Source organism: Methylobacterium sp. C25 (assembly GCF_021352225.1).
Classification (GTDB): Bacteria; Pseudomonadota; Alphaproteobacteria; order Rhizobiales; family Beijerinckiaceae; genus Methylobacterium.
Genome location: NZ_JAAUVI010000004.1, coordinates 195892 through 208730 on the forward strand (window position 1 = coordinate 195892; position 12839 = coordinate 208730).

The 12839-nt window shown below is 67.7% G+C and carries 9 protein-coding genes; all 9 read left to right on the top strand.

From position 1 onward, the window contains the following. Positions 1-213 precede the first annotated feature (213 nt). The 9 genes from HCU64_RS13495 to HCU64_RS13535 all read left to right on the top strand — a co-directional run bounded on the left by HCU64_RS13495 (position 214) and on the right by HCU64_RS13535 (position 12836). The gene (locus tag HCU64_RS13495; protein ID WP_233384494.1) at positions 214-1665 is read left to right on the top strand and encodes a septal ring lytic transglycosylase RlpA family protein; all 1452 of its coding nucleotides are present in this window, start codon (positions 214-216) and stop codon (positions 1663-1665) included. 139 nt (positions 1666-1804) lie between these two features. After that, entirely contained in the window at positions 1805-5035 is a 3231-nt protein-coding gene (locus HCU64_RS13500) for an efflux RND transporter permease subunit (RefSeq protein ID WP_233384496.1), read from the top strand. A gap of 34 nt (positions 5036-5069) precedes the next feature. Then, positions 5070-6377 (top strand): efflux RND transporter periplasmic adaptor subunit, encoded by a 1308-nt coding sequence (locus HCU64_RS13505; RefSeq protein WP_442785958.1) that lies wholly within the window; start codon positions 5070-5072, stop codon positions 6375-6377. Between the two features lie 128 nt (positions 6378-6505). Next, on the top strand, positions 6506-7723 hold the full coding sequence (locus HCU64_RS13510) for a D-alanyl-D-alanine carboxypeptidase family protein (RefSeq protein ID WP_233384500.1): 1218 nt from the start codon (positions 6506-6508) through the stop codon (positions 7721-7723). A 48-nt stretch (positions 7724-7771) separates the two neighbouring features. Beyond that, on the top strand, positions 7772-8479 hold the full coding sequence (tmk, locus tag HCU64_RS13515; protein WP_233384502.1) for a dTMP kinase: 708 nt from the start codon (positions 7772-7774) through the stop codon (positions 8477-8479). Then, a complete protein-coding gene (locus HCU64_RS13520; protein WP_233384503.1) occupies positions 8469-9533 on the top strand; it encodes a DNA polymerase III subunit delta' in 1065 nt (354 codons plus the stop codon). Before tmk ends, HCU64_RS13520 begins: the two co-directional genes overlap by 11 nt. Positions 9534-9623: 90 nt before the next feature. Further along, entirely contained in the window at positions 9624-11186 is a 1563-nt protein-coding gene (gene metG, locus HCU64_RS13525; protein ID WP_233384504.1) for a methionine--tRNA ligase, read from the top strand. A 32-nt stretch (positions 11187-11218) separates the two neighbouring features. Further along, positions 11219-12016 (top strand): TatD family hydrolase, encoded by a 798-nt coding sequence (locus tag HCU64_RS13530; RefSeq protein ID WP_233384505.1) that lies wholly within the window; start codon positions 11219-11221, stop codon positions 12014-12016. A 16-nt stretch (positions 12017-12032) separates the two neighbouring features. Continuing rightward, positions 12033-12836 (top strand): MBL fold metallo-hydrolase, encoded by an 804-nt coding sequence (locus HCU64_RS13535; protein ID WP_233384506.1) that lies wholly within the window; start codon positions 12033-12035, stop codon positions 12834-12836. The last annotated feature ends 3 nt before the right edge of the window (positions 12837-12839 follow it).

Genomic DNA, 12839 nt, shown 5'->3' on the forward strand with positions numbered 1-12839 from the left:
TGAGCGATCTTCATCCTCACGCTCAACAGGTTGGAGGCGAAACCCTTCGCATCCGCACCATCGTTCAGCGTTCATTTACGTCGTCCGGACAATCCTCGCGGTCGTGACGGGACACGTGTCCCCGATCGTCAACTGTTGCGTATCGAGCGTCCCCGAGCCCTCCGCGTTCCTGGAGGGCATCAGGCGGCCGCCATTGAGCCGGGCGAGTTGCGTATGGCGCGGATCACGACGGCCGGATCGGTTCCGGCTCTGGGCGCTTCGACGCGCGCCTTTCCGCTTTGGCGCCTGGTCGGCGTCTGCGCCGTGGCGCTCACCACCGCCAATTGCGCCGGCAACACCCAGAAATTCGCGGGCGGCGGCTCGGGCAGCGACATCGACCCGAAATACGGGGTGAAGGCCTCCAAGCGCCTCTACAACGAGGGCGACGTGATACCGAAGGGCGGCGGACGCCGCTTCTCGGGCAAGCCCTACGTGGTGGCCGGCAAGACCTACGTGCCGCGCGACGATGCCCGCGGCTATGTCCGCGAGGGCCTCGCCTCCTGGTACGGCGCGGCCTTCCATGGCCGCATGACCGCCAATGGCGAGATCTTCGACCGGCACTCGATCGCGGCGGCGCATCCGACGTTGCCGCTGCCGAGCTATGCCCGCGTCACCAACCTCTCGAACGGCTACTCGATGGTGGTGCGCGTCAACGACCGCGGTCCCTACCATGCCGGCCGCGTGATGGATCTGTCGGAGGAAGCGGCCCGCGCCCTCGACTTCCATCGCAAGGGCACCGAGCACGTCCGCGTCGAGTATATCGGCAAGGCTTCGGTCGCCGGCAGCGACGACCGCAAGTTGCTCGCCAGCCTGCGCACCGACGGCCGCCCGGCCGGAACCGGCTCGAACTCGCCGATCATGGTGGCCGATCTGGGCTCCGATCACGACGAGGCGGCGCGCGAGCGCTTCGCCCGGCCCGCCCAGCCGGCCCTGGCCTACAGACCACGCGGATCGGACGAGGACGCATCGGAGACCGCCCCCGCCGCGCGCCCGCAGCGCGCCGCGCCGATCGTTCTGGCGAGCGCCGCCAGCGTCGCCGTGCCCGCCGCCGTGCAGCCGACCTCGGCGCGCGGCGCTGCATTCAAGCCGATGGCAGTGGCGGCCCTCAACCCGTCGGCCCATGCCGGGACGGCGGGACGCCTGGCATCCGCCGACGCGCCGGGCGCCGGCCATGGACGCGCTCCGCTCAGCCTCGCGCCGCCGCCGATGCGTCTCGCCGGTGCGATGCGCGAGCCCGCGGCCACGCTGCCTGGCCGCGAGACGGGTAGCCGAGCCGCCCATGCCGCCCTCGCGGCGGGAGGGCCGGACAGGGCCACCCCGCCGAAATTCGGTCAGGCCAAGTTCGCCGAGGCCAAGTTCGCGGAGGCCAGGTTCGCGGAGGCCAGGTTCGGTCAGGCCAAGGTCGCTCGGGCGACCATCGCGCAATCGGCGCTGCCAGCATCCAGGCTCCAGATCGCCCAGGCCGTTTCGCCCAAGACCAGCACTCTGGCGAAGACCGTCCCCGGCAGCCGCGCTGCGATGCCGTCGGATTCGAAGAACGCGATGGCGCGGCTGATGGCGGCTTCGGGCAAGAAACCGGCGGCCGCTGCCGCCGGAAGCCGCTCCCACGTGGCCGGCGTCTACTGACCGGCGCGTGATAGGCTGTCGATAAGTGCGGCATCGGCGCGCGTACGCGGCGTTGCACCCATCGAGACATTTGCCGGAAACATTCCGGCCGTCCTAGATCAGCCTTCGCGGCGAGGCTGAGAGGGCGAGGGCAGGGCGGATGGGGCTCGTCCAGTACGCGCTGAAATTCCGCATCACGACCTACGTCCTCGCCGTGCTGATGATGCTCGGCGGCGCCGGGGCCATCATCGTCACCCCGAAGGACGTGCTGCCCGTCGTCGACATCCCTGTCGTCGTCGTGGTGTGGACGTATACCGGCCTGTCCGCTCCCGAGATGGAGAAGCGGATCACGACGTATTCCGAGTTCGGAATCTCCAACAACGTCAACAACATCGCCCGCATGGAGTCGACCACGCTCCAGGGCACGGCGGTGATGAAGATCTATTTCGATCCGTCGGTCAGCATCGACCTGGCCATCGCCCAGGTCGTCTCCTCGACGAATTCGATCCGCGCCCTGATGCCGCCGGGCGTCCAGCCCCCGGTGATCGTGCGCTTCTCGGCCTCCTCGGTGCCGGTGATCCAGCTGGCGCTGACCTCGACCAAGGACGCGCTCACCAAGGTCTTCGATTACGGCCAGTACCGCATCCGCCAGCGCCTCACGACGGTGCCGGGCACGACGCTGCCCTCGCCCTTCGGCGGTGCCCCGCGTCAGGTGATGGTCGATCTCGACCTGCGCGCGCTGCAGGCGCTCGGCATCACGCCGCTTGAGGTCACCAACGCCATCGGTGCGGGAAACCTGACCATCCCTTCCGGCCTCGCCAAGTTCGGCGAGCAGCAATACCCGGTCCAGCTCAACGCCACGCCCGACACCATCGCCGAGCTCAACGAGATCCCGATCAAGGTGGTGGCCGGCCAGCCGGTGCTGGTGCGCGACGTGGCGCATGTGCGCGACGGCGGCCCGCCGCAGGTCAACGTGGTGCGCAGCGACGGCTCGCCTTCGGTGCTGATGAAGGTGCTCAAGAACGGCACCGCCTCCACGCTCGACGTCGTCAACAACCTCAAGAAGGCGATGCCGGACATCCGCGCCGCCGCGCCCGAGGGCATGAGCATCAAGACGCTGTTCGACCAGTCGGTCTTCGTCTCGAACGCGATCGAGGGCGTGCTGGAGGAAGCGCTCATCGCCTCCTGCCTGACGGGGGTGACGATCCTGCTCTTCCTCGGCTCGTGGCGCTCGACGCTGATCGTGCTGATCTCGATCCCGCTCTGCATCCTGACCTCGCTCGCCGTGCTCGCCGCGCTCGGCCAGACCATCAACGTGATGACGCTCGGCGGCCTCGCCCTCGCCGTCGGCATCCTGGTCGACGACGGCACGGTGGCGATCGAGAACACCTACCGCCTATTCGAGGAGGGCAAGCCGTTCCGCGAGAGCGTGGTCCACGGCGCCGCCGGCATCGCCAAGCCGGCGCTGATCTCGACGCTTTCGATCTGCGCCGCCTTCGTCTCGGTCTTCGCGCTCGTCGACATCCCGAAATACCTGTTCACGCCGCAGGCGCTCGCCGTCGTGTTCGCGATGCTGACCTCCTACCTGCTCTCGCGCACGCTCGTGCCGCTGCTGATCGACGTGCTCGTCGCGCGGGAATACGCGCAGCACCACGGCGAGGATCACGAGAAGCCGAAGAGCGGGCGGCTACGCCGGGCCCTGGAATGGCCGATGAAGCCGGTCTTCCGCCTCGCCGGCGCCTTCCGCCACGGCTTCGAGGCCCGCTTCGCCCGGTTTCACCGAAGCTATGTCAGGCTGCTGCACGTAGTGCTCGCCCGGCGCGTCGCGACGCTCGGCGTCGTCGGCTTCATCTTCGCCGTGACGGGCGTGCTCTTCACCTTCGCGGGCCAGGACTACTTCCCGCAGGTTGAATCGAGCCAGATCACCCTGCACCTGCGCACCCGCACCGGCATGCGCATCGAGACCGCCGACCAGGTCTTCGGCCAGGTCGAAAAGACGGTGCGCGAGGTGATCCCGCCAAGCGAAGTCGAGCTCGTGCTCAACAACATCGGTCTGCCGTCGAACAACTACAACTTCGCCTTCTCCGACGGCTCCTTCGTCTCCTACAACGACGGGCAGATGCTGATCAGCCTCAAGGAGGGGCACGGACCGGTCGCGGAGTATACCAAGGCGCTACGCGAGACCCTGCGGGACCGCTTCCCGGATCTCACGGTCTACGTGCAGCCCTCCGACATGATCACGCAGATCCTGAATTTCGGCGTGCTGGCGCAGATCGACGTCCAGATCTCGGGCCGCAACACGGAGAAGGATCTGGAAGTGGCGCAGAGGGTGCTGGCGCGCCTCAAGGAGACCAAGGGCCTCGTCGACGTCCATCTCCACCAGATCGTCAACGAGCCGCAATTCTACGTCGATGTCGACCGGCGCCAGGCCTCCGAGCTCGGGCTCTCACAGCAGCAGGTGGCCCAGAGCCTGAACGTGTCGCTGTCGGGCTCCTTCCAGGTGAACCCGAACTTCTGGACCGACCCCAAGACCGGCATCCCCTACCAGCTCTGGGTGCAGACGCCGGAATACCGCAACGATAGCCTGACCGAGCTGCAGAACACGCCGATCCTGGTCCAGGGCGGCGGCCGCGACGGGCCGGGCGTGCTCACGCTGCTCTCCAGCGTCTCGTCGATCAAGCGCACCCCGACCCAGACGGTGATCAACCACGTCAACACGCAGCCGACCTTCAACGTCTACGCCGCCGTGCAAGACCGCGACCTCGGCTCGGTGGCGCGTGAGATCGACCGGATCGTGCAGGAGGAGCAGAAGGCGCTGCCCGCTCCGGACAAGATCACCGTTCGGGGCCAGATCGAGAACATGCGCTCGGCCTTTTTCCGGCTGGAGGTCGGCCTCGGCATCGCGCTGATCGCGGTCTACCTGCTGATGGCCGTGAACTATCAGAGCTGGGGCGACCCCTTCGTGGTGCTCGCCGCCCTGCCGCTCGCCTTCTGCGGAATCACCGCGAGCCTGTTCATCACGGGCACCACCTTCTCCATCCCCTCGCTGTTCGGGGCGATCATGTCTGTGGGCATCGCGTCGGCGAACTCGATCCTGCTCGTGACCTTCGCCAAGGAGCACCGCGAGGCCACGGGCTGCTCGGCGATGGAGGCGGCGATCAAGGCCGGCGACACCCGGCTGCGGCCGGTTCTGATGACGGCGGGCGCCATGTTCCTCGGCCTGATCCCGATGGCGATCGGATCGGGGGAGGGTGGCGAGCAGAACGCAGCCCTCGCCCGCGCCGTGATGGGCGGCATCGCGATCGGAACTCCGGCGACGCTGCTCTTCGTGCCGTTTCTGTACACTCTGCTGCGCCGCGGCGCCGTCCAACCGGTCGAGGATTACCTATGATCCGGAACACGTTGCGGCGCGCGGCCGTTCGCCAATGGGCCGAGACAAGGTCACCGTGAGCCAACCCGAACAGCTATCTTCCGAGAAGGACATCCCCCCGCCGCCGGGCAAGGGGCTGTTCGTGCTCGTCGCACTCGTGACGATCGCCCTGCTGGGCTGGGGCGGCTACGGCCATTGGCGGCGCGATGCGGCTGCCGCCGAGTCGCAACGCAAGGTCATCCAGCAGGTGCCGCGGCTGCGCGCCGTGAATTCCGAGCGCGTCGAGAAACCCGTCGAGCTGACGCTGCCGGGCCAGACCGAGGCCTTCGCCACGGCCCGCATCTTCGCCCGCGCCACCGGCTACATCGCCGAGCGCAACGTGGATATTGGCTCGCGGGTGAAGGCCGGCGACCGGCTCCTGCGCATCGCCGCACCTGATCTTGACCAGCAACTCGCCCAGGCCCAGGCCCAGCTCGGACAGCTCCAGGCGCAGCTTCTGCGCGCCAAGGCGCAGGTCGATCAGGCCAAGGCCAACGTGAACCTCGCCCAGGTCACCAATTCGCGCACCTCGACGCTCGCCGGCCAGGGTTGGGCCTCCAAGCAGAATGCCGACAACACCCAGGCCGGAGTGCTCAGCCAGACCGCAAATCTCGCCTCGGCCGAGGCGGACGTGAAGGTGGCCGAGGCCAACATCAAGGCGCAACAGGCCACCGTCGACCGGCTCAAGGCGCTGACGAGCTTCGAGATCGTGACGGCGCCCTTCGATGGCGTGGTCACCACCCGCAGCGTCGATGTCGGCGACCTCGTCACGGCGGATGCCGGCAGCGGAACGCCGCTGCTCGCCATGGCCCGCGACGACCTGCTGCGCATCTCGGTGAACGTACCGCAGAACGCCTCGGTCGGCGTGCAGCCCGGCATCGACGCGACCATCAAGGTACCGCAGATGCCCGGCCGTAGTTTCGCCGGCGTGGTCGAGCGTAGCTCGGTGGCCCTGCTCTCGGCCTCGCGCACGCTGACCACGCAGGTCGACGTGCCGAACAAGGATTTCACGCTACAGGCCGGCCTCTATGTCTACGTGACGCTAAAGATCCCACGCACGGCGCCGGCCATCCGCATCCCCGCCGAGGCCATGGTGTTCAATCAGAAGGGCACCCAGGTCGCCATCGCCAATCCCGACGGGACCGCCTCCTGGCGCAGCATCGGCATCCGCCGCGACCTCGGCGCCTTCCTGGAGCTCGACCAGGGGCTCAACGGCAGCGAGCGCATCCTCCTGAGCCCGCCGCCGGATCTGAAGGACGGCCAGAAGATCGAGATCCAACCGGAAAAGGGTGACGGCAAGCCGATGCAGGCGGCCCAGCGCTGACGATCAGGGCGGGCACGTCGCCGCAGGCTTCATCATTCCAACAGGTTGGATTCGATCGCCACCTCAGTTCAGGATATAGTCAAGCTCTTGGGAGGCCTGCCTCGGTAGGCGACGTGCGAGAAACGACGATGCGGGCTTCGAGAGCGATCCTTCGCGCGGCCACTGTTCTCGCCGCCGTATTCTCCCTGGCGACAGGGACCGCGATCGCCCAGACCTTCCAGACATCCGCGCCCCACGCGATCCTCGTCGATGCCGAATCCGGCGCGGTACTGTTCGAGAAGGCGGCCGACGAGCCTTTTTCCCCGGCCAGCATGGCCAAGTTGATGACCACCGAGATCGTGTTCAGCGCCCTCAAGGAAGGGCGGCTGACCATGGATACCGAGTTCACGGTGACCGAGGACGCCTGGAAGCGGGGAGGGGCCGGCGGCGGTGGCTCGTCAATGTTCGCTCAGGTCAATAGCCGCATCAAAATGTCCGATCTGTTGCGCGGCCTGATCGTCCAGTCCGGCAACGACGCCGCCATCACCATCGCGGAGAACATGGCCGGCACCGAAGAGGCCTTCGCCGGCCTGATGAACCAGAGGGCCAAGGAGATCGGGCTGACGCACTCGACCTTCCGCAACGCCACCGGCTACTCCGCGCCCGATCAAAAGGTGACGGCGCGCGACATGGCGAAAATCGCGCAGCACATCATCGAAACCTACCCGGACCTCTACAAGATCTTCGCCGAGCGCGAGTTCACCTGGAACAAGATCAAGCAGCAGAACCGCAATCCGCTGCTCACCCTCGACATCGGCGCCGACGGTCTGAAGACCGGTTACCTCGAGGAGTCAGGCTATGCGCTCACCGGTTCGGCCGTGCAGAACGGCCAACGCCTGATCATGGTACTCTCGGGCCTCAAAACCGCTCGCGACAGGGCGTCGGAATCGCGCAAGTTGATGGAATGGGGCCTGCGCGCTTTCGACAACCGGCAAATTTTCCAAGCCAACGAGACCGTTGCCGAGGTGCCCGTCTACGGTGGCGACAAGGGCTCGGTCGCCGTCGTGGCAAAGAAGACGGTCCGCTTGCTCCAACCGCGCGGCTCGTCCGAACGGATGAGCGCGCGCGTGGTCTATAAGGGTCCGCTCGTTGCGCCGATCGAGCAGGGCCAGCAAGTCGGCACATTGCGCGTCATGCGAGGCGATACGATCGCTCTCGATCAGCCGCTCTACGCCGCTGATCCCGTCGCCACCGGCACCCTGACCCAGCGCGCCTTCGATGCCGCGCTCGAAGTTGGCGGCGACCTCGTGCGCAAGGCCTTCGACAAGGCCCGGGGCGGCGGCAAGGAAGCCGGAAGCGCCTCCTGAAAACTCAGGCCGTCGCCCCGCGATCCCGGTCATGCTAGGCCCCTCGGCATGACGACCGACACGCCAGAAGATGCCCCGGAAGGTGTCTTCATCACGTTCGAGGGCGGCGAGGGGGCAGGGAAATCCACGCAGATCCTCCGCCTCGCCGCGCATCTGCGCGCGCTGACCGGCCGCGAGGTGGTGACGACACGGGAGCCCGGCGGCACGCCGAAGGCCGAGGCCATCCGCGAAGCGGTGCTCGCCGGTGTCGCCAAACCCTACGGCGCCTTCGCCGAGGCCCTGATGTTTTCGGCTGCCCGCATCGACCATCTCGACCATCTGATCCGGCCAGCGCTCGCTAGTGGCGCCGTGGTGCTCTGCGACCGCTTCTCGGATTCGACCCGCGCCTATCAGGGTGCAGCCGGCGGTGTTGACGAAGCTGCCTTACATGCATTGGAGCGCGTGGTCGTCGGGCCAACCCGGCCGCAGCTTACGATCATTCTCGACCTGCCACCGGAAACCGGGCTCGCGCGGGCCCGGCAGAGGGCGGGGGACGGGGAGGGGGCCGACCGGTTCGAGGCGGAGACGCTCGACTTCCACCAGCGCCTGCGCGTGGCCTTCGGTACCATCGCCGCGGCCGAGCCGGATCGCTGCGTCGTCATCGATGCCGATGCCGCACCGGATGCCGTCGAGGCCGCAATCCGCTCCGCCGTCGCCGTGCGGCTGCCCGACCTGCTCTCCGGGGGCGAAAAGGACGCGACAGAGAATGCCGCCTGATTTCCCGCGCGAGGCCGCGGAAGCGGGCGATCTTCCGGACATTCCCCGGCCGCGAGAGCAGAACAGGCTCGTCGGGCACGAGGCGGCGGAGAGCGCCTTCACCGAGGCCCTGTGCTCCGGCCGGCTGCACCATGCCTGGCTGATCGGTGGCCCACGCGGCATCGGCAAGGCGACGCTCGCCTACCGGGTCGCGCGCCGCCTTGTCGCAGATCCGCGCACATTGCCCCATCCCGACAGCTTGGACGTGCCGCCAGAGCATCCCGCCGCCCGGCAGGTCGCGGCACTCTCGCATCCAAATCTGGTGGCCCTGCGGCGCGTCCAGGCCCCTGGCGCCAAGACTCTGCCGACGAAGATCTCCGTCGACGCCGCGCGCAAAGCTCTCGACCTGTTCGGCGAGACCGCGGGCGGGGAGGGCGGCCACCGCGTCTGCATCGTCGACAGCGCCGAGGACCTCAACGCCAACAGCGCCAACGCCCTGCTCAAGATGATCGAGGAGCCGCCGCCGCGCGCGCTCTTCCTGATCGTCAGCCACGCGCCAGGGCGCCTCCTCCCGACGATCCGCTCGCGCTGCCGCAAGCTCGCCCTGCGGCCGCTCGAGGACGAGCAGGTCGAGGCGGTGATCGACAGCTTTCCGCCGCCTTTCGTCCAGCCCGCCGCAGACGACGTCGCTCGCGCTGCTGCGCTCGGGGAGGGATCGGTGTCGCGCTCGGTCTCCTTCCTCGATTCCGCAACGGCAGGCGTGGTGCGCGAGGTCCGCATGCTGCTCTCGAACCCGCACGATCCCGACTGGCGTCGTGTCCTCAAGCTCGCCGACACGGTCTCCGGCCGGGATGCCGACGAGTTGTTCGGGGCCGCCCTCGATACGCTGCAGCGCTTCCTTTCCTCGGAAATCGACCGCCGGAAGGGGGAGGGGGCCGCGCAGCTCTTGGCGCTTGTCGAGGCCGCCGAACGGATCGGCGAGAAGTCCCGCGAGGCGGCGGTCTATAATCTCGATCGCCGACCTCTGGTGCTGTCGCTGTTCGGCGAGGTGGCCGGCGCGTTACGCCACCTCTGATCTTCCGGACCTCTGTTCGTCGGTTGCGTCGCGCCGGATCCCGCGCAACAAGGCCAGACCCGATCCCCTGCGGAAAGCCTCTTCGACCTGATGGCCAGCGACACCGCACAGCGCACCTTCAGCATCACCACGGCGATCTCGTACCCGAACGGGATGCCGCATATTGGCCATGCCTACGAGGTGATCGCCACGGACGCGATCGCGCGCTTCAAGCGTCTCGACGGCTTCGACGTGCAATTTACCACCGGCACCGACGAGCACGGCCTCAAGATCCAGCAGACCGCGACCAAGGCCGGCACCACGCCGCGTGCCTTCGTCGACGACATGGCCGCGCGCTTCAAGGCGATGGCCGACGCGCTGCACTGCTCCTACGACCGCTTCATCCGCACCACGGAGCCGGAGCACTACGCCGCGGCCCAGGACATTTGGCGGCGCATGGAAGCGAATGGGGACATCTATCTCGCCAAATACGCCGGCTGGTACTCGGTGCGCGACGAGGCCTATTACGACGAAGCCGAGACGATCCTGACGCCGGACGGCAGCCGCCGCAGCGCCAAGACCGATACGCCAGTCGAGTGGATGGAGGAAGAGAACTACCTCTTCCGGCTCTCGGCCTACGAGGACAAGCTGCTGAAGCTCTATGCCGAGCAGCCGGACTTCCTCGGGCCGGACACCCGCATGAACGAGGTCGCGAGCTTCGTGCGCTCGGGCCTCAAGGACCTGTCGGTCAGCCGCACCACCTTCGACTGGGGCGTGCCGGTGCCGGAAAAGCCCGGCCACGTCATGTATGTCTGGGTCGACGCGCTGACGAACTACCTGACCGTCACGGGCTTCCCGGACCTATCCGACCCGCGAAAAAAGTACTGGCCAGCCGATCTGCACGTCATCGGCAAGGACATCGTGCGCTTCCACGCAGTGTACTGGCCCGCCTTCCTGATGTCGGCCGGGCTGCCGCTGCCGCGGCGCGTCTTCGGACACGGCTTCCTGCTTTCTAAGGGCGAGAAGATGTCGAAGTCGCTCGGCAACGTTGTCGACCCGATGGATCTCGTCTCGACCTACGGCGTGGACCCGGTGCGCTACTTCGTGCTGCGCGAGGTGCCCTTCGGCGGCGACGGCAATTACAGCCACGAGGCGATCATCAACCGCATCAATGCGGATCTCGCCAACGACATCGGCAACCTCGCCCAGCGCTCGCTGTCGATGATCGCCAAGAACTGCGAGGGCGCCGTGCCAGAGCCGGGCGCCTTCACCGAGGCCGACACGACGCTGCTGAATGCCGCCGCGGCCCTGCCGGAGAAGGCGAGGGGCCTGATGAAGGACCTCGCCCTGCATCAGATCCTGGCCGAGATCTGGACGGTGGTGGCCGACGCCAACCGCTACTTCGCTTCGGAAGAGCCGTGGAAGCTGAAGAAGTCTGATCCGGAGCGCATGAACACCGTGCTCTACGTGACGATCGAGACTCTGCGTCGCGTCGGCATCCTCGTCCAGCCCTTCGTGCCGACGGCCGGCGCCGTGCTGCTCGACCTGCTCGCGGTGCCGACCCTGGAACGGCTCTTCGCCCATGTCGGCGAGGCGCACAGCCTGAAGGCCGGAACGCCGCTGCCGGCGCCGAGCCCGATCTTCCCGCGCTTCGAGAAGCCCGAAGCCGCCTGAGGCTTCGGGTGCAAGGAACTGAATCCCGCTCCATGCTGGTCGACAGCCATTGCCATCTCGACTTTCCTGACTTCGCCGAGGACATACCGGGCGTGATCGCGCGTGCCGAGGCTGCCGGCGTCGGGCGAATGCTCACCATCTCGACCCGCGTCGCCAAGGCCGATGCCTACCGGGCGATCGCGGAGACGCATGCCCAAGTCTGGTACACGGTGGGCACCCATCCGCATGGTGCCGCCGAGGAACCCGACGTTCCCGCCGAGACCATCATCGGATTGACCGAGGCACCGCGCTGCATCGGCATCGGCGAGGCCGGGCTCGACTATCACTACGAGGATGCGGCGCCGCAGGCGGTGCAGGAGCGCGTGTTCCGTGCCCATATCGCGGCGGCACGCGCCACCGGCCTGCCGCTGGTGATTCATTCGCGCGATGCCGACGCACATATGGAAGCGGTGCTCGTCGACGAGGTCGGGCGCGGCCCGTTCAAGGCGATCCTGCACTGCTTTTCGTCCGGCGCGCGGCTGGCGCGGGTCGGCGTCGAGCTCGGCCTCTATGTCTCGTTCTCGGGCATCGTCACCTTCCGCCGCTCGCACGAGCTGCGCGAGATCGCCGCCGCCGTGCCGCTCGACCGGATGCTGGTGGAGACCGACGCGCCGTTCCTCGCCCCCGAGCCGCATCGCGGCCGCCGCTGCGAGCCGGCCTACACCGCCGACACGGCGCGCTCGCTGGCCAAGACGCTCGACATGCCCTTCGAGGCGCTGGCCGCGCAGACGACCGAGAACTTTTATCGGTTGTTCGACAAGGCGGCCGCCTTGGAGAGCAGGGCGGCATGAGGTGCGGGGAGGGCGTATGGCGTCCCTGAACCTGCGCATCCTTGGCTGTGGCTCGTCCGGCGGCGTGCCGCGGGTCGGCTATGGCTGGGGCGCCTGCGACCCGAACGAGCCGAAAAACCGCCGCCGCCGCTGCTCGATCCTGGTCGAGCGGCAAGACGGCACCGGCACCACCAGCCTTCTCGTCGACACCTCACCCGACCTGCGCGAGCAGCTCCTCGAGGCGGCCGTGAACCGGCTCGACGCAGTGCTTTACACGCACGCCCATGCCGACCACATGCATGGCATCGACGACCTGCGGCCGCTGGTTCTCACCATGCGCCGGCGCATCCCGGTCCATGCCGACACCTTCACGCAGTCAATGCTGCGCGCGCGCTTCGGATATGCCTTCGAGACCCCGCGGGGGAGCCTCTACCCGCCGATCCTCGACCTGCACGGCTTCACCGAGGCGGATAGCGTGAGCGTGACCGGGGAGGGGGGTGTCATCGAGGCCCTGCCTTTCGCCATGGAGCATGGCAACGAGGTGGCGCACGGATTCCGCTTCGGTCCGGTCGCCTACGCGCCCGACGTCAGCGTGATGCCCGAAGCCGCTAAGGCGCGGCTCAAGGGCCTCGACCTGCTCATCATCGACGCGCTGCGCGAGACCCCTCACCCGTCGCATTATTCGGTCACGAACGCCCTCGCGCTGATCGAAGAGGTCGCGCCGCAACGGGCGATCCTGACGAACCTCCACACCGATCTCGACTACGAGACGCTCGCCAAGAAGCTGCCGCCGGGCGTGGTGCCGGCCCATGACGGGCTCGCCGTCAGCGTGGATCTCTGACCG

Coding starts and splice junctions, on each gene's coding strand:
- HCU64_RS13495 (WP_233384494.1), top strand. CDS start 214: ATGGCGCGGATCACGACGGCCGGATCGGTTCCGGCTCTGGGCGCTTCG.
- HCU64_RS13500 (WP_233384496.1), top strand. CDS start 1,805: ATGGGGCTCGTCCAGTACGCGCTGAAATTCCGCATCACGACCTACGTC.
- HCU64_RS13505 (WP_442785958.1), top strand. CDS start 5,070: ATGGGCCGAGACAAGGTCACCGTGAGCCAACCCGAACAGCTATCTTCC.
- HCU64_RS13510 (WP_233384500.1), top strand. CDS start 6,506: ATGCGGGCTTCGAGAGCGATCCTTCGCGCGGCCACTGTTCTCGCCGCC.
- tmk (WP_233384502.1), top strand. CDS start 7,772: ATGACGACCGACACGCCAGAAGATGCCCCGGAAGGTGTCTTCATCACG.
- HCU64_RS13520 (WP_233384503.1), top strand. CDS start 8,469: ATGCCGCCTGATTTCCCGCGCGAGGCCGCGGAAGCGGGCGATCTTCCG.
- metG (WP_233384504.1), top strand. CDS start 9,624: ATGGCCAGCGACACCGCACAGCGCACCTTCAGCATCACCACGGCGATC.
- HCU64_RS13530 (WP_233384505.1), top strand. CDS start 11,219: ATGCTGGTCGACAGCCATTGCCATCTCGACTTTCCTGACTTCGCCGAG.
- HCU64_RS13535 (WP_233384506.1), top strand. CDS start 12,033: ATGGCGTCCCTGAACCTGCGCATCCTTGGCTGTGGCTCGTCCGGCGGC.